We start from the raw sequence: 18,542 nt of genomic DNA, 5'->3' as shown, positions 1-18,542 counted from the left end.
GATGGATAATTTATCGACTATGCCTAAGTATGAGGCATATAAAAATTCAGGCGTCGAAGCTCTTGGGAATATACCAACTCATTGGAAAATAAATCGATTTAAAAATATTTTTAAATTTGGCAAAGGGCTAACAATTACGAAAGAAAATTTACAAGATGAAGGTGTGCCTTGCGTTAATTATGGTGAAATTCATTCAAAATATGGTTTTGAAGTTGATCCAGCTAAGCACCCTTTAAAATGTGTCCATACAGATTACTTAAAACGTTCTAAAAGTTCTTTGTTGAAACACGGTGATTTTGTTTTTGCTGACACATCAGAAGATGTAGAAGGCTCAGGAAATTTTACTTACCTAAATAGTTCGAAAGATGTGTTTGCCGGATATCATACGGTAATCGCACGACCAAAAAGTAGGATAAATCCAAGATTTTTAGCATACGTCATTGACTCAACAAGTTATAGGAATCAAATTCGTAAAAAAGTGAAAGGTGTTAAAGTTTTCAGTATCACTCAAACGATTCTGAAAGACACAAACTTATGGTTTCCTTTAGAGGCTGAACAAACGACTATTGCTAAGTTTCTCGATACAAAAACAGCGCAAATTGACGAAGCTATTACCATCAAAGAAAAGCAAATTGAGCTGTTAAAAGAGCGTAAGCAAATAATTACTCAACAAGCAGTAACTCGTGGATTAAACCCAAATATACCAATGAAAGATTCTGGTGTTGATTGGGTTGGTGAAATCCCTAAGCATTGGGTGCTTAAGCGCCTTAAATACGTGCTTGATGAGCGTAATGAAAGATCTAAAACTGGTGAAGAGCCACTATTTATGATGAGCCAAATTCATGGCCTTGTTGTTAGATCTGATTACCATGTAAAAGAGGAAGTAGCAGCTTCTAATATAGATAATAAAATCGTGTATGAAAACGATCTAGTCTTCAATAAATTAAAGGCTCATCTCGGAGTTTTCTTTAAATCAAATATTGACTTTAAAGGCTTGGTAAGTCCTGATTATGCCGTTTATAAACCTAAAGCATATATCCATGATATGCGATATTTAGAGGTTCTTTTCAGACACCCAAAGTATATAGAGCAATTCATCATCAGAGCAACGGGTATTGTTCAAGGCTTTATTCGTTTATATACAGATGACTTATTTGATATTTCAGTGCCGATTGCACCAGAAGAGGAACAAATAGAAATATTAAAATATATCGATTCTGAAAGTGAAAAGTTTGATATCGCAATTAAACTGCAAGTTCAACAAATCGGAAAACTTAAAGAGTATAAAACAACGCTGATCAACAGTGCGGTAACGGGGAAGATAAAGGTGAATAATCACTAATTAATTGAAGTAGTTATTGGGCTGTTGTACACTTGAAGTGCTCTTTAGCTTAGGACGTAATTCGTCTAGTCGGGTGCTTAGCCAGACTCTAATTTATTGAACGACTTTACGGTTGCGATATGTACGCAACCGTCATTCGTTCCTCATGAAGGTTGCGTACATATCGCGGCCTCTAGTAAAGAGCTAAGCCCAAGAGCTATGCTTTTGGGCTTTTTTATTTGTAGGTCAAAGAATGGAATTTATAAAAAAACTAGCTGAGAATTTAAATAAAGGCGAATCAGAAATGATAAGCTTTCTAGCTAGTGCTCCACTTAAATATAAAGTTTATACCATTCCTAAGCGAACCTCAGGACACAGGGTTATAGCACAGCCTTCGAGAGAACTTAAAGAATACCAGCGAGCATTTTTATCGCTATTCAAATTACATATTCATGATGCCGCTATGGCATACCGTGAAGGGTTAAGTATTAAAGATAATGCTAATAAGCATAGACGTAATCGTTATTTACTTAAATTAGATTTAGAAAACTTCTTTAATTCAATTACTAGCGAACTTTTTTGGTCTGTTTGGAAAATACACTATTCAGTACCATCAGATAAAGAAAAAGTTCTCATGGAAAGGTTATTATTTTGGTCACCTAGTAAGTCTTCTTCGGGAAAACTAATTTTGAGCATAGGCGCACCTACTTCTCCAATGCTTTCAAACTTCTTCATGTTTCAATTTGATGTCTCAATGTCTGATCTATGTTCGAACCAGGATATAGTCTACACACGTTATGCAGATGATTTAACTTTCTCTACTAATCATAAAGATACTTTATTCAGCATTCCGAAATTAGTCACAGAAAAATTAAAAGAACATTTTAACGACGCGTTAAATGTAAACAGAAAAAAAACAGCTTTTTCTTCGAAAGGCCATAACAGGCATGTGACCGGAATCACTATAGATAACAATGGTAATTTATCTCTTGGAAGAGAAAGAAAGCGCTACATAAAGCACTTAGTTCATCAATACCTATTTAATAAATTGGATAAAGAAGATATTCATCATTTAAAAGGTTTGCTTGCTTTCGCAAAACACATCGAACCATTTTTAATAACCCGATTGGAAGTTAAGTATTCAACTAGATTGATCGCTCAAATATTTGAGGAAAGTTATGAATAAGCCAGATCGCAAAGAGCATAGTAAAACTATAAAAAATCTTAAGCAAAACGCTGTTAAAGGCAATTTGTTATCTATGTTTCAATTATATGAAAACTATTCAACTGGTAAGAATGTTGAGGCTGTAAATGAAGAGCTTGCTCAAACATATATGGAGATGATTGTTGACAAGCTTCCATCACTAAAGTTTAAGGTTAGTTCTATTAACCTTCACGAGTTTAGACGGTTTAGAGATCTAGATATTCACTTTAATAATCAGGTAACAGTTATCATTGGTGATAATGGAGCAGGTAAAACAAGTATTGCAGAATCACTCGCTAAAGCTCTAACTTGGTTTAATCGAAATTTGGTAAAAAGTAATGTTAGTGGTAAAAAAATTGTTGAATCTGATATTAATTCAAAGGCAAAAGATTATTCAGAGTTGATTGGAAAGTTTCAACTTGATAAAGATAATAAATTTGAAATTTCATTAGCGTCTCCTATTTCAGGGTATTCAGGAAATGTTTCAGGAGTTGTCGCTACAGCTAAACAATTTGGTGATATGTATCGCATGGTTGCGGAGCATAGTTTGTTACCTTTACCTCTATTTGCTTTTTATTCTGTTGAAAGGTCAAGTGTTAAGTTACCTAAAGCATCATTAGAAAAAGCACTATTAAATAGCCCTGACTCTCGGTTTGATGCATTAAAAGATAGCTTAGAAGCTAGCACACAGTTAGATGATTTTACTCGCTTGTATATAGAATTGTATAACTTAGCTGAAGGGGAAGAGACTCAAGAGATTAAAGAATCAAAACAAGCCATTCAGGCTTTAGAAAAACTTATTAATAAGTTTCATAGCGGAAAAAAAGTACCTGATGATAATGAGTTGGCTCAGGAACTAAAACTTGAGAAAAAAAACTTAGCAAGTTTATTGGGCTCAAAATCAATAAAGCACCAAAAATTATTAAAATGGGTAAATGATGCCATTGAAACTTTAGTTCCAGATGTAAAAGACTTAACTGTAGATCGAAGCAGTGGTAGCCCTAGGATTTTAGTTAATAATTTTGGTAATAGAGTAAATGTTTCTCAATTATCTCAAGGCCAAAAGTCTTTATTAGCTCTAACTGGTGATTTAGCACTCCGCCTTTCTACCTTAAACCCAGATATTGAATTCCCGCTGTCTGGCCATGGAATAGTTATTATTGATGAAGTAGAGCTTCATCTTCACCCTAGGTGGCAGCAAGAAGTATTATTAGGATTACAAAAGACATTTCCAAATATTCAATTCATTGTAACTACTCACAGTCCTCAAATTCTTTCTACTGTTGATAATAAGTGTATTAGGCAAATTTGCTTTGGTGATGACAGCGAGCTTTTAGTATCTACACCGCAATTTCAAACTAAGGGTGTTACTAGTGCTGATATTTTAGCGAGAATAATGGGAACTAACTCGGTACCAGAACATATTGAAGAGGCAAAATGGTTAAATGACTTTTCAAGATTACTGAAAGCTAATGATAAAAAATCTCGTGATGAAGTATTCCTAAAGATAAAGGCTCACTTTGGTGATAATCATCCTGTAGTGGCCGACTGCGAAAGTCAAATTCGAATAATGGAAATGAACGCTCGATTAAAAAAAGAATCATAAACAATGCGAAAGTTAAATAGGCCTCAGTCGGCACCCGCTGCATTATCAAATTACGATTACAGAACTCAATCATGGAGTAGCAATAGACCATCTAGTTCTTGCCGCACTCAGATCTGGCAAAAATTTAAAGCAATGCAAGGAAATTTTTGTGCATTTTGTGAAAGGGCAACAGTTAAAAACAGTGGTCACATTGAACATTTTTTTCATAAAGGTCAAAAGCCTGATGGTTCAGCACCATATCGTCATTTAACATTTTCATGGGATAACCTTTTTGGCTGTTGCGGGAAGTTTGAAAGTAATACTTGTGGACATTTTAAGGATCGCCAAGGTATGCAAGGTCCAGGTGCATATAATGCTAACGATATAATTAAGCCTGATGTAGATGACCCTTGTTCTTTTTTTAACTTCTTAACTACTGGTGTTATAGAAGCTAAAGAAGGCTTGTCAGCCAATGACACTCATAAAGCTAAAGAAACAATAAGAGTTTTAAATTTGGCTGCTTTAAATAGCGCAAGAAAAAGGCAAATAGATATTTTTAAGAACGAATTAAAAACGTTAGTAGAGATCAGTGTTGGATTAGATGAGCGGCAACTAAGTGAAGAGCTTAACAAGATTAAACATAAAGTTATACAACAAGAGTATCAAACATCGGTGCTTGAAGCTTTGTTTTAAATGCAGGGAGATATTATAGGGATGGTTAGCCAAACAAACGAACAAGCTTTAGAAGCAGCAATCGAAAAGCACCTAACTGGCACTTGTTTAGAAGATTTAAAAGCCAGTGTGCAAGAGGTTGCGCCTGACTATAACAACACGATGTATCAGCTAGGCTATCCTGCTGATTTTGATATGCACTACGCCATAGATACAAAGTTATTTTGGCAGTTTTTGCAAAATACTCAAGAGCAAGAGCTAGAAAAGCTTAAGAAAAATAGCCCCAATGACTGGGAACGGAAAGTACTTGAGCGTTTTGATAGGCTTATTAAAAAACATGGCATTTTGCATTTGCTTAAAAAAGGATTGAGTGTTGAAGATGCGCATTTAAATCTGATGTATCCAGCACCATTAGCTAGTAGTAGTAACTCTGTTAAACAGAACTTTAATGCCAATATATTTAGCTCAACGCGTCAATTAAGGTATTCAAAAACTAATCCGTTACAAGAAATTGATATGGTGCTGTTTATTAACGGTATTCCGTTGATAACTCTAGAACTGAAAAATGCTTGGACCGGCCAAAATGCTCGTTACCATGGGCAAAAGCAGTATCGTAATGATAGAGATACCTCGCAAACATTATTGCAGTTTGGTCGCTGTTTAGTGCATATGGCGGTAGATACTGACGAAGTATATATGACGACCAAGTTAGCAGGTAAAAGCACCTTCTTTTTACCGTTTAACAAAGGTAATAATCATGGTCAGGGTAATCCACCAAATACCTCTTTATTTGGTACAGGGGGCCACAAGACAAGCTATTTATGGGAAGAGGTTTTTAGCAAAGCTAGCCTTGCTAACATCATCCAGCACTTTGTTCGTTTAGATGGTAGTAGTAAAGATGATTTGAAAAAACGAACCTTGTTTTTTCCTCGTTATCACCAGATGGATGTTGTTCGCCGCTTAATTGATCATGCTTTAACTAACGGTGTTGGTCACACTTATTTAATTCAGCACTCTGCCGGTTCAGGTAAGTCGAACTCAATTACTTGGGCTGCCTATCAGTTAATAGAAACGTATCCTGCTACTGCTGATATTCAAGGTAGTAAAGGTGTTGAACAACCGCTATTTGACTCAGTGATTGTGGTTACTGATAGACGGTTACTTGATAAACAACTTAGAGATAACATTAAAGAATTCTCAGAAGTTAAGAACATTGTTGCTCCTGCATTTAAATCATCAGAACTTAAATCTGCCTTGGAAAATGGCAAGAAAATAATCATTACCACTATTCAAAAATTCCCATTTATTATTGATGGCATCAGTGATTTAAGTGATAAACGTTTTGCTGTGATTATTGATGAGGCACATAGTTCTCAGTCTGGCTCTGCACACGACAATATGAACAGAGCGATGGGAAAAACTGAAGTAGAGGAAGCTGAAGATGCGCAAGATAAAGTACTGCAAGCGATGCGCTCACGCAAAATGCGAGGTAATGCTTCATATTTAGCCTTTACTGCAACGCCTAAAAACAGCACCTTAGAAAAGTTTGGTCAAAAACAAGAAGACGGTAGCTTTAAGCCATTTCATTTATATTCAATGAAACAGGCCATTGAAGAAGGCTTTATTCTTGATGTTATTGCCAATTACACTACCTATAAAAGTTATTACGAGATAGAAAAATCGATTCAAGACAATCCTGAATTTGATATTAAAAAAGCGCAAAAACGCTTACGCGCCTTCGTTGAAACCAGCCAACAGACCATAGATACCAAAGCTGAAATTATGCTTGAGCATTTTATACCGCATGTAGTAAATGCCAAAAAGCTACGTGGTAAAGGCAAAGGTATGGTTGTTACACAAAATATTGTAACCGCTATTCGTTATTACAAAGCATTAAAGCGAGTGATAGAAGCCCAGGGTAGCCCATTTAAAATAGCGATAGCATTTTCAGGCACCAAAGAAGTTGATGGCATTGAGTATACTGAAGCTGAAATGAATGGCTTTGCTGAAAGTGAAACAAAAGATAAGTTTGATACTGATGAGTATCGATTGTTGGTTGTGGCCAATAAATACCTAACGGGTTTTGATCAGCCAAAGCTTTGTTCTATGTACGTAGATAAAAAGTTAGCAAGCGTACTTTGTGTGCAAACATTATCTCGCTTAAACCGTTCAGCACCTAAACTTGGTAAAAAGACTGAGGACTTATTTGTACTTGATTTCTTTAATAGTGTTGATGAAATAAAAATGGCATTTGACCCATTTTATACTTCAACGACTTTATCTGAAGCAACTGATGTAAATGTATTACATGAGCTAAAAGATGCAATGGATGATATTGGCGTTTATGAATGGTACGAAGTTGAAGATTTTGTTAAACGCTATTTTGATAATGAAGACGCTCAAACCTTAAGCCCAATAATTGATACTGCGGCTAATCGTTTTAATGTTGAGTTAGATCTAGAAGATGACGATAAAGTCGACTTTAAGATTAAAGCTAAACAATTTGTGAAGATTTACGGGCAGATGGCTTCAATCATGCCTTATGAAATTGTTGCTTGGGAAAAGCTATTTTGGTTCCTTAAGTTCTTAATTCCAAAGTTAATCGTTAAAGATCCTGATTCAGAAAAGCTTGATGCATTATTAGATTCCGTTGATTTAAGCTCTTACGGCTTACAGCGTGTAAAACTTAATTATGGCATAGGCCTAGATGATGGTGAAACTGAATTAGAGCCTCAAAACCCAAACCCTCGTGGTGCTCACGGCGGGGATGATGAAAAAGATCCACTAGACGAGATCATTAAAAACTTTAACGAAAGATGGTTTCAAGGCTGGAGTGCAACACCTGATGAACAAAAAGTTAAGTTTATAAACATTGCTGAAAGTGTGAAAAGTCACCCTGATTTTGAAGCGAAATATCAAAACAACCCTGATCCGCATAACCGTGAGTTAGCGTTTGAAAAAATGCTTAAAGAAGTCATGTTAGCAAGACGTAAAGATGAGCTAGAGCTGTATAAGTTATTCGCAGGAGATAGTGCATTTAAAGCTTCGTGGACGCAAAGCATGCAGCGTAGTGTAGGATTATAAAAAGCAGGGCGGTTATTAATGTTTGAATTACGAAGCTAAATAAAATGCATAGAAAGATTGTAAAACAGATAAAAATGAAAATTGTATGGCTAGTTCCTTTAGTTATAGCGCCATTACTGTTAATTGAAGATTTAGATACAAAGAATCTAATAACAATAATTACAGCAATTATTTCATTCGTATACTTTGTTCAAAAACAAAGTATGGAAGATGACAAATTAGAACTAGAAGCTTTCTCTAGCTTTAATAGTCGATACTTTAAACTAGCTTCAAAAATCGAACTCATTCTAAATAAGGATGAAGGTAATAACTTAACAGATGATGAAAAAGAAATACTTGATGAGTATTTTTCTTTGTGTGTTGAAGAATACTTTTATTTTAAAAAAGGTCGAATTTCTTTAGAGATTTGGCGTAATTGGGCACATGGAATTAGCGCAACAGTTAGAAGTCACGAACTAATTCAAAACTATTGGAATAAGACTGTAAGAAATAAAGTTAACTATGGTTTAACGCTAAAAGAAGTTGAAAAGTATTTAAAGTAATATTTTCTAAACTAGAATTCACTTTTAATCGCAGACATTAAGTTAACGCTACGTAAAATTTACGAGGGAATATACGCAAAAATAAATTTCATGCACGTAGCGTTACGCAAAATAGGACACCTTGTTAACTTGCAAACGGTAAAATGTCAGTAAGCTAAAACACTAAATAGACTAATCAATTCAATAAGATAATTTCCCAGTGAAAGCTGGATCTGATCTAATTCTTAATTTTGATTAACACTGAACGGCAGACAGTGAATAGAGTATTCAAAATACATGTCACTATATCCGATACCTTTTAGTATCGGACATAGTAAGAGTGGATACAATAACATGACTAATACTTGTGGTTATCTACTTAAACTGACTTTTATAAGGTTTATTCAAGATTTAAGGTTTTAAATAATTTAACTTACGTAACGCTACGTGAATTCTGACAAGTTTTACGTATCTTTGCCGGTAAAATTAACAGAGAAAACTTACACCGTTGAGATTTATTATTTCCAATTTGTATTTTTGATTTAAATTTACTTAACCTGTCTTTAATGTAAAAAAGTTATTACCAAGAATTGTTCTATGATATTAACTAATAATCATAAAACATTTTCGTCAATTCAATTTTGATTTATTCGGAACACCAAGTGGATTTGTTTAGACATCATCGGTTAAATGGACAAGTTATCAGATGTGAATGATTTATCAATGTAATAAGTATTTAGCGTTAATGATGATGATCAATTGCTTAAAAAATTAAACCCAGGAAAAAGGAAACTTTAATGCAGAATAAAAATGACGTTGAACAACAAAATAAAACCGGCATTGATAACGTGTTATATGGTCCTGAAACGACAAAAGCAATGAGTAATTTTACGATTAGCGATATTAAAATGCCTCGAGCTTTTTTGTGGGCTTTAGGTGAAATAAAATGCGCTTGTGCACAAGCCAATAATGCCTTGGATTTATTGGGCGCAGAGCAAACGGATGCAATTAAACAAGCGGCTAAAGCGATTGCTGATGGTTTATATGATGAACAATTTCCCGTTGACGTTTTTCAAACTGGTTCGGGCACCAGTACTAATATGAATGCTAACGAAGTGATAGCCACATTGGTTGAGCTTAATACTAAAGGTAATGTGTCGGTTCATCCTAATGATCATGTCAATATGGGACAAAGCTCTAATGATATTATTCCTTCATGTATTCATATCAGCGCAGCTAAACTCATTTCCGATAATTTATTGCCCTCTTTGATGCACTTACGTGACACGTTAGATAGCAAAGCTAAAAAACATGCTACTACGATAAAAACAGGTAGAACACATTTAATGGATGCCATGCCGCTTAGTTTTGAACACGAAATTAGCGCTTGGAGTTCGCAAATAAACCATGCTTATCAACAGCTTAATAATGCTTTGCCAAGTTTACTAAAACTGGCAATTGGCGGTACAGCTATCGGCACAGGTGTGAACACACATCCCGATTTTTCGAAGAAAGTTACCGAGTACCTTAGCCAACAAACACAATTAAACTTTCAACCTGCTGATAATTATTTTCATGCTATTAGTGCTCAAGATACTGCAGTATTTGTTAGTGGTATTCTTAAAACAACGGCAATTAGCATCAGTAAAATCAGTAATGACCTTCGTTGGTTAAGTAGCGGCCCTATTAATGGTTTGAATGAAATTCAGTTAGTAGAACTTCAAAAAGGCAGTAGCATTATGCCTGGAAAAGTTAACCCTGTGATCCCAGAGGCTGTTTTAATGGGTTGTACACAAGTTATAGGAAATGATGCAACTATTAGTTTAGCCGGTCATTCTGGTAATTTTCAACTTAACACTATGCTACCTTTGATCGGCCATACCTTAGTACAAAGCATTGAAATTTTAAGTCAGTGCGCACGTTCATTAGCCGATAAAGCCATACGAGATTTTTCTATTAATTATGCCAAGGTTGAAGAAAATCTGGCAAAAAATCCTATATTGGCAACCGCGCTAAATGAATTAATTGGTTATGATAAAAGTGCTGAAATCGCCAAGACAGCATATGCAGAAAATAGAACCGTATTAGATGTGGCCATTGAAATGACTGAACTGAGTGAGTCAACACTTAAATCACGTCTTGATCCATCCTTTCTTATCAATAATCGTAAAAGATAAATATCAAAGGGTAAATCATTGTTTTACTGTGAAGTAATGAATCACTTAATCGACTTTGCGTTTTTTACCGCTCTCAGCACGCATTTTATTTTCTGACTGAACATAAATGGTGTCTGTGGTGGCCATACTGGCATGACCTAAATCTTCAGACAGATCTTTTAGTGCCCTACCTCGTTCAATTTCCATACTCGCACCGGTATGCCTTAACCAATGTGTTGTAGCTTCTTTTAGTTTTAGGGCTTTGTTTTCACCTGAAGCTTGTTTCATTTTTAAATAGGCTTGATCGAATATATCTTGAACCAAACGTCTTAAGTGCCGTGATGTCATGCCACCTTGGCCACGTATTTTTTCAACTAAGACATTATTCTCACCACTTGATGGTAAGCCAGAAAGCCCACGCGATAATCGATACCGTTGTAAAAAGGGTAAAAAGTCTGGAGGTACCGTGGTATCTCTTAGTTTTCGACCTTTGCCATAAATTTTTAACCACCAGTTTTCATCTTCATCTTGCCAAAAGTGCCCCATCACTGGCGACCAATTTGCGCGTTCCGAGAGTTCTGAAACCCTTAGAAATAAGGTTTTTAAAGCCGCGATAACAAACAAATTACGTTCATACACTTCGTCAGCATTAGCAAGTTCAACAGCGGTATCCAGTAAATACTGCCATTGCTCTGAGGTTAACCGTTTTATTTCTTTAACTTGTGCATCATTGATGAAATGTTTACAGTCTTTTTTGGCAATTTGAGCAGGGTTTCCATAGCAAAACTCTTCCCCCATCAAATAATTATAAAAGACAATAATACCGGTAAAGCTAGAGGTTAAGGTTTGTTGAGATGGTCGATATTTCTTTTTATCAATGTCTTTAATTAACTGGCTTTTTGGCGCTTGTATTTTAAAAGGACGCCAAGCTACATTTATTTGAAAATAGGCATTTTGTAACTTAAATCGTTCTTGATTACTCGAACCTATCCAAGCTACAGGAGGCTTCCAGCAAAAATCAGCATAATCTAAAATATCTGATTTTCGGTATTCATCAATCGGTGATTGCTTTATAAGAAAAGCCCACAGAAGAAATTTCTCTACTTCGTTTCTAAAACGATCATAAGTGTGAATTGATTTATTGCGACCAGTATATTCAAGGAACGATTTACCCCATTGCCATAGTGTTAATCGCCAAGGTTGGTTTGGATCATTTATAAATTTGGATAACTGTGGATAATCAGAAAAATCCAATTTAATTAATTCATCATAGGTTGGAAATAAAGGAATTAATTGTTGTGAAGCCATGAATTCGCCCAATAAAAGCACTTAGCTAATGTGTTTGATGTTTATCAGAATAATCAATATAGAAAACTAACATTGCGAAGTACTTATGCCTTTTCGGCAATAAGCACCACAGAACAATATTCTTTTACCAAGTGTTGTTTAAAAACCCAATTCTTGACACCAACGGCTTGCTTCAACAAATTCTTTATGAATAAATTCAGCGTCCAGTGAATATCTTTCAATGAGCGGTTCAATGTGGTCATCAGTACCGGTGATATAATTTGTTGTTAACTCTAACAATTCACCTAATAAACCATCGTGACTTACTAACGCTCGTTCAATGGGTGAAGCTAATGGCATCGTTTTAACAATTTCACTGATAGGCATACTAAGAATAACTTCGATAGCACTTAATAAACCTGTGATAAAGGCAAAATCACTAATTTCAGCAAATGGTTGGTTTGTGGCAATAGCGGTCATGAGTTTGGCGGTGATTAAAGCTTGTCTTGATACTTCGTTAGTTTTATCCGTGGTTAATTTGGATAGCGCTAAAATCGTGACAAATTGTTTAAGTTTATCTTCACCTAAATACGCAGTTGCTTGTTTTAATGAAGTAATTTCTACTTTAGTGCTGGTAGCGACATTGTTAACCATTTTTAGTAAGCCAACAGTTAAATTGACGTCATGACTAATAATATCTGCAATAGCATCATAATTAAGTGGAATATTAAATGTTTCACTGATCAAGTTTAACATTTGCGTTTTAAATGGCGCTAATGTCTGCCCTTCAAGAATTTCAGGTTCATGATAGAAAAAACCTTGATAGAAATTAAAACCAACTTCGGCAAGCGATTGAAGCTGATAATTAGTTTCAACTTTTTCTGCAGCAAGCTTTATATTAAACGGTTTGATTCTCTCAATAACAGGTTGTAAACGTTTTGGATTTACAGATTCAATATCAACTTTAATGATTGAAAGGTATGGGAATAATGCATCCCATTTAGTGTCAAGATCATATTCTGTTAACGCGATTTTATAGCCTTTCTCACTATAATACTTAATAATTTTGATCAGACGATCTGTTGCTGTGATATGCCCTACTAACTCGATAACAATTGAATCACGGTCAAACATCAAGGGATATTTATTGATAAGACATTTTTCAGTGAAATTAATGAATGCCAATTTACCTAGACTGATTGCTTTTATATCACCTAATAAATGATTTTGAATGACTAATTTTGAACTGGCTACATCCGGGTCAATTTCAGGAAACGTATTTTCAGAACTATCACGGAATAATAGTTCATAACCAATGGTTTTTGAGTTTCTGTCAAGAATCGCTTGACGTGCAATATAGGTACTATACATCTATTAATAAGACTTATTGTTGTTATTCATTATTAACTATTAAACATACCCTACTTTCCCTATGAAAATAAAGTATTAACCGTGTTTTCATTGGGAAATTTATACATTTAGTTAGATTTAGTGATTAATTTATTAGCTTTAGTAGTATTTATAACATTTGAAAGAATGCTTATTTGACTATCAACCTGATCAGAAGGCGATATTTCGAGTAATTTTTCGAGTAATGAAAATACATGAATATTCTCAAAAGCATCAATTTGAATGCCGGTTTTTACATCTGGTCCTTGTGTGATGAAAATGCCCGTTAATTCGTCTTGGCCATAAGGATCATAACCATGTACACCAGGATTATTGTCTGAGTGTTCATCAATAAATATTGTTGGCGGTAGCGCATTAATCACCATGTCAGGAACAGCGGCATTATGATTGTTAAAATGCCAATGTTCTGGATAATCGCTTTTATCAAAAACTTGAAAATAGGATTTTACTGGCAGTGATGATAAATGTGATCGGACATCGTTTAATATGTTTTGATTTTTCTCGTAAATGAATAACTGCGTTTGTCCATTAACAATATTTAACGACGTAAAATTCTCAAACAATGTTTTCCACAATAAGTTTTTTTGTTTATCAACTGTCATCATGCCATGATCTGATACTAATACGAAATTTGGTGTCAACTCAGTTTCTTGGTTTATTTTATCGAGTAATTGTCCAAGTAATTGATCAAAATCTTTGACCGCTTGAGCAAGTTCAGTTGAGTTCGGACCATAATGATGTCCTGCATCATCAATGGTTGAGAAATAACCTATGATTAACTCTGGTCTTTGATTTTCAGGGAGTTTTAGCCAATCGACGATTTGATTGATCCGGTTTAAATTGCTTTCATTGTGTTTATATTTGAAATAATAACTCGGTAATACACCGTCAATTTTAGCTTCAGATTCAGGCCAAAAATATATTGCCGATTTTATGCCTTGTTGTTCAGCTATCGTCCAAATGGGCTTTGCGAATAACCAAGCTGGATTGTTTGCAGCGGCACCTTTTGTATAGTATAGCTGTAATGATCGGTTATAAAAATTATTATGAATAATGCCGTGATTAGCAGGATACATTCCCGTAACTATCGATAAATGATTGGGAAACGTTTTTGAGGGGAAAGTAGGAATAAGCCCTTGTGCAATAACGCCATTTCGAGAAAGCGCAAGAATATTCTTGGGTTGGTATTCCTTTAAATATCGTTGTGAAAAGCCATCAACAGACAATAAAATCACCGGATTTTTTGCAAAACTATTAAACGATATTAATGCCAATACACTTATCAAAATAATACGTGTCATTTTTTCCCCGTATCCATGTAAATGATCACCCAAAAAATAAAAAGCACAATAATGAGGTTATTGTGCTTATTAAAACCAATTAAAGGTTATTAAACAAATAAGTCTTTAACATTCGCTAAATCTGTTTTACCCGATAATAATTCTTCTTGTGTTAAGCCTGAAAGCTCATGTGGAAACACTAACCACTCATCTGATTCATGTACATAGTAATCAGGTTTGATTGCAACTTTAGAGTTTTTTGGCTTATACCATGGACAAGCAATGCGAACGTCTGATGGCATGTTCTTTCTAGTAAGTAATTCTAATTGAGCAATTAATGCTTCAATACTGCGACCTGAATCAAACACATCATCAACAATTAATAAACCATCGTCAGCATTGGCATTTTCGATAATGTAATGTAAACCATGTACTTTAATTTCTTTACTTTGTTGATTGATTCCGTAATAAGATGACGTTCGAACAGCAATATGATCGGTTTCAACTTTTTTAAAATCAAAATATTCTTGTACAGCAATACCTATTGGTGCCCCACCTCGCCAAATACCAACAATAAACTGAGGTCTAAAACCATCTTCATAAACTTTTGCAGCCACACGAAATGAGTCTTCTAAAAGCTCTTGTGCCGTAATAAAACGCTTTTGCATTTTGAAATATCCAATAACTAATTTTCAAGATTTTAACTATTATAACGTGCTTTAACATGAAAAGTTAATGGTAGGATGAGTTTAAATTGCCTGATCGAGAAACAAAAGTTGCTGAAAAATAATATTAGTAGAGTTTACTAATAGCTGATGATTGGTATTTAAGTATTCATCACTCGGGTTATGATAATTTGAATGCGTGCCTACACCATAATATATAAATGGAATACCTGCTCGATGAAAACTACTATGATCACTGGCAAGCAACCAATGAGTCCGTTTGTTTAATGAATGCCTTTCTCGTTTAAACCCTTTAACAACAGAGAACTCTCGGGTTTGTTGATTTTGATAAAACATAGTCAGTTGATTATCGGTCAATATTTTAGTTAAACCACGCGCAATAAAATGTAAGTTTTTGCTGCGTTTACTACCGGCAAGCATATCCATATTAATATTTAACTTAATGTTTTTGAGTAACTCTTGATTATCATGAATAAATGCTTTACTCCCTTTTAAGCCATTTTCTTCGCCATCTGTGAATAAAACAATAATATGGTGTGACAATGGTTGATTAACTAATTGTTCAGCCATAGCAAGTAATGCCGATGTACCAGAAGCATTATCATCTGCACCATTAAAAATGCGATTACCTTTAGTACCTAAATGATCAAAATGTGCCGTTAATACAATATACTTATTTGCTTCGTTACTACCAGGAATGAAAGCGATTATATTGTTACCAGATTTAGGATTAGTAGAAGAGCCATAATGAAAAGAATGCTTGTATTGCCCTTTAAAACCTTGAACGGATAAGGTTGATAACTGGTCAATAAGATATTGTTGAGCTTTTTTATTGCCTGTTGTTGACACTTTTCGTCCTTGAAAAGTATCTGATGACAAGACTTTAAAATGATTCAGTAGTTGTTCTGATTTAATATTTATTGTTAATGGTTTTAAATATTCTACTGTGTTTGTTGATTGACATGCACTACAGACGAGTAAACCAGCAGATATCAAACCTAATACGCTAACTCTGTGTTTAATTGTCAATCTCCAAGTCTTTTAAAAAATTTAATTTCGCTAGGTATTGGGATTCAATTGCAGAAGCACGATTGTAGGCAATGGCCTTATTCATCGCATTTTCGGCTCGTTCTATTCGGTTTAAGGCATAATAAACTTTAGCAATACCAAAATAGAACTCATGGACTTTATTATCCATACGTATAGCGCGTTTATAATGTTTTAAAGCTTTTTGGTTGTCACCTCTAAAAAAAGCTTCATCTGCTAATAACGCATGATAATAAGGGTTTTTAATGCGTTTATCATGCAACATTTTCTCAATTTTACGTGCTTGTTCAAGGTTATTATTATCTTCTAATAATAGCGATAAATTAGTTAGTGCTGTCAGGTTATCGTTATCTAATTCAATGGCATGTCTATAAGTTTTTTCCGCGAAGTCAGTTAAATCGTTTAACTTATATAGAATACCTAAATTCCCCCATGCCGATGAAAACGACGGGTCAACAAGTGTCGCTTGTTTTAAGTATTTATAAGAAAGTTGATAATTTTGGTCGACAAGTGCATGAGCTCCTTTATTGTTATAAAACATCGCTAAAACAGTATTTTTAGTGATAACTTTTTTCGGAAATGATTTTTTATAAATATCAGGATCAAAATCAATTTGTAATAATTCTCTGCCGTAAACTACGGTTTTATTCGGGACTTTAGCCTCAGTCAGTATTAGATTTACATGGCCAGTGAGCATATTGTATTGCCCGTTTCTAACCCAATATTCAGGAACTTTCACGTCTTGAAACTTCACATCTAGCCCGGCTTCTTTCGCTAAAGCATAGGCCATGATTGTGAGCGACATACAATTAGCCGTTTGACTATGGTAGGCTTGACTAGCCGTGAGATTGGCAGCGCTTTGATATGCTAAATCGATATTTTCTTTTGCAAAAATATGTCTTAATAATCGTTTAGCTCTTTTATTTGGGGCTCGTACTGAAAGTAACTTTTCAGTTACCATTAATTTCATTTCATCATCGAGCGCAAACACTTCTTCTTCGGATTCTATGGATTGTGCTGAATCAACTTCAAATTCATCATCTAAATATAATTCGTTATAAATAGGCGTATTATCAGAAGTCGCAATAGTTGACTGGCATGAAACAATGAAAAGCCAAGAAAAAATAATGAATAATTTTTTATAAGATAGCTTAAGCATAAAACCTCCAATAGATTTCTCATAAATTAGAATGCTTATAACACTAACTATATATCAATCTTGTCGGAATTGTATGTTTTCTGTTCACCATTCATAGTTTATTACAATTTACTCGTTAAATGTTGAAAAGCCCTATAACAATATAGTTACTGGGCTTTTCAACATTTAAAGACTGTAGCTGATAAATAAAGAGTAGTAATTAATGAGCCTCGGCATTGTCTTCATAACAATCATTAGTATAAAAAGCAGCATAAGCAATTGTATATAAGCAGGAAATAAAAGCTAACGCTCCAAAGACAATATTAAAAAACAGACTTGCATTTGAAGAAAATGATAAAGCGGTGAAAATTATCAGCGATAAAGAAATCGGAGCTGTAAACACTAAGTTGAAAAAATTCTTATTGTTAAAAATTTTATCTGCTTTTTCTGTTTGATGGTCATTTGAATAGAAAGCTGCATACGCGAGTGTACTTAATGAAAAATATATCGCCATACAAACAAAGATAAACTTAAATAAAAATAAACCGGATGATGTGACTGAATTAACCGCTATTATGACAAAAAAGACCGCAATTGGTGCCGTAACAAGTGCACGGAATAAATTTTCGTTTTCAATTCCACCTTCAGTTTTTACTTTTTCCATAGAACATCCCCTCTTCAATTATATTTTTATATTATTATTATCAAATATTACCAACATCCGTCGGTTGATATTTATACAGTTACAGTAACTATTTATCACTTAAACTGCAACCTTTTGTAAAAAAACAGTTTATTGACTTTAAACTTTGAACATAAAAATATTAAAAGCAGGTTTAATTAAAGTGTTGTACTTACAATCTTAAGAATTTATTTAATTTTTATCGAACGAAAAGTCATAAAAATACCACGTACTTTTTGCATAGAAATTTGAACTCTACTCAAAGGTATTGCGCTACAAACCCTATGATTAATAATTAAATTTAAGACGAAAAAAACCGCTAACTTTTCAATTAGCGGTTTCTTAGAATATTGCGGTGAAATAGAAATTGAACTCTACTCGAAGGTATTGCACTACAAACCTTTATCTTGATTTTATCGTTGTAACTTAAAAAGCAAAAAGCCCGTCACTATCGTAACGGGCTTTTCTA

At 34.3% G+C, this 18,542-nt stretch carries 14 protein-coding genes; 7 read left to right on the top strand and 7 right to left on the bottom strand.

Annotated elements, in window-relative coordinates; genetic code table 11:
- Position 1: 1 nt before the first annotated feature.
- The 7 genes from ABXH06_RS05320 to ABXH06_RS05290 all read left to right on the top strand — a co-directional run bounded on the left by ABXH06_RS05320 (position 2) and on the right by ABXH06_RS05290 (position 10,564).
- Entirely contained in the window at positions 2-1,342 is a 1,341-nt protein-coding gene (locus ABXH06_RS05320; RefSeq protein WP_353517532.1) for a restriction endonuclease subunit S, read from the top strand.
- Between the two features lie 232 nt (positions 1,343-1,574).
- Positions 1,575-2,507, top strand: coding sequence for a retron St85 family RNA-directed DNA polymerase (locus ABXH06_RS05315; RefSeq protein ID WP_353517531.1), 933 nt, complete (start codon positions 1,575-1,577; stop codon positions 2,505-2,507).
- Entirely contained in the window at positions 2,500-4,131 is a 1,632-nt protein-coding gene (gene ptuA / locus ABXH06_RS05310; protein WP_353517530.1) for a retron Ec78 anti-phage system effector ATPase PtuA, read from the top strand. The genes ABXH06_RS05315 and ptuA overlap by 8 nt, the downstream gene beginning before the upstream one ends.
- 3 nt (positions 4,132-4,134) lie before the next feature.
- Positions 4,135-4,803, top strand: a complete 669-nt coding sequence (ptuB, locus tag ABXH06_RS05305; RefSeq protein WP_353517529.1) for a retron Ec78 anti-phage system effector HNH endonuclease PtuB — start codon at positions 4,135-4,137, stop codon at positions 4,801-4,803.
- A gap of 21 nt (positions 4,804-4,824) precedes the next feature.
- Entirely contained in the window at positions 4,825-7,866 is a 3,042-nt protein-coding gene (locus ABXH06_RS05300) for a type I restriction endonuclease subunit R (protein WP_353517528.1), read from the top strand.
- Between the two features lie 74 nt (positions 7,867-7,940).
- Positions 7,941-8,408, top strand: coding sequence for a hypothetical protein (locus tag ABXH06_RS05295; RefSeq protein WP_353517527.1), 468 nt, complete (start codon positions 7,941-7,943; stop codon positions 8,406-8,408).
- Between the two features lie 776 nt (positions 8,409-9,184).
- Positions 9,185-10,564: a class II fumarate hydratase gene (locus ABXH06_RS05290; RefSeq protein ID WP_353517526.1), complete on the top strand. Its 1,380-nt coding sequence runs from the start codon at positions 9,185-9,187 to the stop codon at positions 10,562-10,564.
- Positions 10,565-10,609: 45 nt separating this feature from the next.
- On the opposite strand, the gene ABXH06_RS05285 is transcribed toward ABXH06_RS05290, so the two are convergent.
- The 7 genes from ABXH06_RS05285 to ABXH06_RS05255 form a co-directional block, all read right to left on the bottom strand.
- The gene (locus tag ABXH06_RS05285; protein WP_311575363.1) at positions 10,610-11,851 is read right to left on the bottom strand and encodes a tyrosine-type recombinase/integrase; all 1,242 of its coding nucleotides are present in this window, start codon (positions 11,849-11,851) and stop codon (positions 10,610-10,612) included.
- 138 nt (positions 11,852-11,989) lie between these two features.
- Positions 11,990-13,201, bottom strand: coding sequence for an EAL and HDOD domain-containing protein (locus tag ABXH06_RS05280; protein WP_311575361.1), 1,212 nt, complete (start codon positions 13,199-13,201; stop codon positions 11,990-11,992).
- Between the two features lie 107 nt (positions 13,202-13,308).
- Positions 13,309-14,541, bottom strand: a complete 1,233-nt coding sequence (locus ABXH06_RS05275; RefSeq protein WP_353517525.1) for an alkaline phosphatase family protein — start codon at positions 14,539-14,541, stop codon at positions 13,309-13,311.
- A gap of 89 nt (positions 14,542-14,630) precedes the next feature.
- A complete protein-coding gene (locus ABXH06_RS05270; protein ID WP_353517524.1) occupies positions 14,631-15,188 on the bottom strand; it encodes a phosphoribosyltransferase in 558 nt (185 codons plus the stop codon).
- A gap of 81 nt (positions 15,189-15,269) precedes the next feature.
- On the bottom strand, positions 15,270-16,235 hold the full coding sequence (locus ABXH06_RS05265) for a M20/M25/M40 family metallo-hydrolase (RefSeq protein ID WP_353517523.1): 966 nt from the start codon (positions 16,233-16,235) through the stop codon (positions 15,270-15,272).
- On the bottom strand, positions 16,225-17,412 hold the full coding sequence (locus ABXH06_RS05260; RefSeq protein WP_353517522.1) for a tetratricopeptide repeat protein: 1,188 nt from the start codon (positions 17,410-17,412) through the stop codon (positions 16,225-16,227). The genes ABXH06_RS05265 and ABXH06_RS05260 overlap by 11 nt, the downstream gene beginning before the upstream one ends.
- Before the next feature lie 199 nt (positions 17,413-17,611).
- Positions 17,612-18,055, bottom strand: a complete 444-nt coding sequence (locus ABXH06_RS05255; protein WP_353517521.1) for a PDDEXK family nuclease — start codon at positions 18,053-18,055, stop codon at positions 17,612-17,614.
- Between the last annotated feature and the right edge of the window lie 487 nt (positions 18,056-18,542).

It is taken from the genome of Thalassotalea sp. SU-HH00458, from assembly GCF_040362795.1.
GTDB lineage: Bacteria > Pseudomonadota > Gammaproteobacteria > Enterobacterales > Alteromonadaceae > Thalassotalea_H > Thalassotalea_H castellviae.
This window is presented reverse-complemented; position numbering and strand designations above follow the sequence as displayed.

Bases quoted from the DNA above. Each gene is read 5' to 3' on its own strand.
- ABXH06_RS05320 (WP_353517532.1), top strand. From the start codon at position 2: ATGGATAATTTATCGACTATGCCTAAGTATGAGGCATATAAAAATTCA.
- ptuB (WP_353517529.1), top strand. From the start codon at position 4,135: ATGCGAAAGTTAAATAGGCCTCAGTCGGCACCCGCTGCATTATCAAAT.
- ABXH06_RS05270 (WP_353517524.1), bottom strand. From the start codon at position 15,188: ATGCAAAAGCGTTTTATTACGGCACAAGAGCTTTTAGAAGACTCATTT.
- ABXH06_RS05260 (WP_353517522.1), bottom strand. From the start codon at position 17,412: ATGCTTAAGCTATCTTATAAAAAATTATTCATTATTTTTTCTTGGCTT.
- ABXH06_RS05290 (WP_353517526.1), top strand. From the start codon at position 9,185: ATGCAGAATAAAAATGACGTTGAACAACAAAATAAAACCGGCATTGAT.
- ABXH06_RS05295 (WP_353517527.1), top strand. From the start codon at position 7,941: ATGAAAATTGTATGGCTAGTTCCTTTAGTTATAGCGCCATTACTGTTA.
- ABXH06_RS05280 (WP_311575361.1), bottom strand. From the start codon at position 13,201: ATGTATAGTACCTATATTGCACGTCAAGCGATTCTTGACAGAAACTCA.
- ABXH06_RS05300 (WP_353517528.1), top strand. From the start codon at position 4,825: ATGGTTAGCCAAACAAACGAACAAGCTTTAGAAGCAGCAATCGAAAAG.
- ptuA (WP_353517530.1), top strand. From the start codon at position 2,500: ATGAATAAGCCAGATCGCAAAGAGCATAGTAAAACTATAAAAAATCTT.
- ABXH06_RS05255 (WP_353517521.1), bottom strand. From the start codon at position 18,055: ATGGAAAAAGTAAAAACTGAAGGTGGAATTGAAAACGAAAATTTATTC.
- ABXH06_RS05315 (WP_353517531.1), top strand. From the start codon at position 1,575: ATGGAATTTATAAAAAAACTAGCTGAGAATTTAAATAAAGGCGAATCA.
- ABXH06_RS05285 (WP_311575363.1), bottom strand. From the start codon at position 11,851: ATGGCTTCACAACAATTAATTCCTTTATTTCCAACCTATGATGAATTA.
- ABXH06_RS05275 (WP_353517525.1), bottom strand. From the start codon at position 14,541: ATGACACGTATTATTTTGATAAGTGTATTGGCATTAATATCGTTTAAT.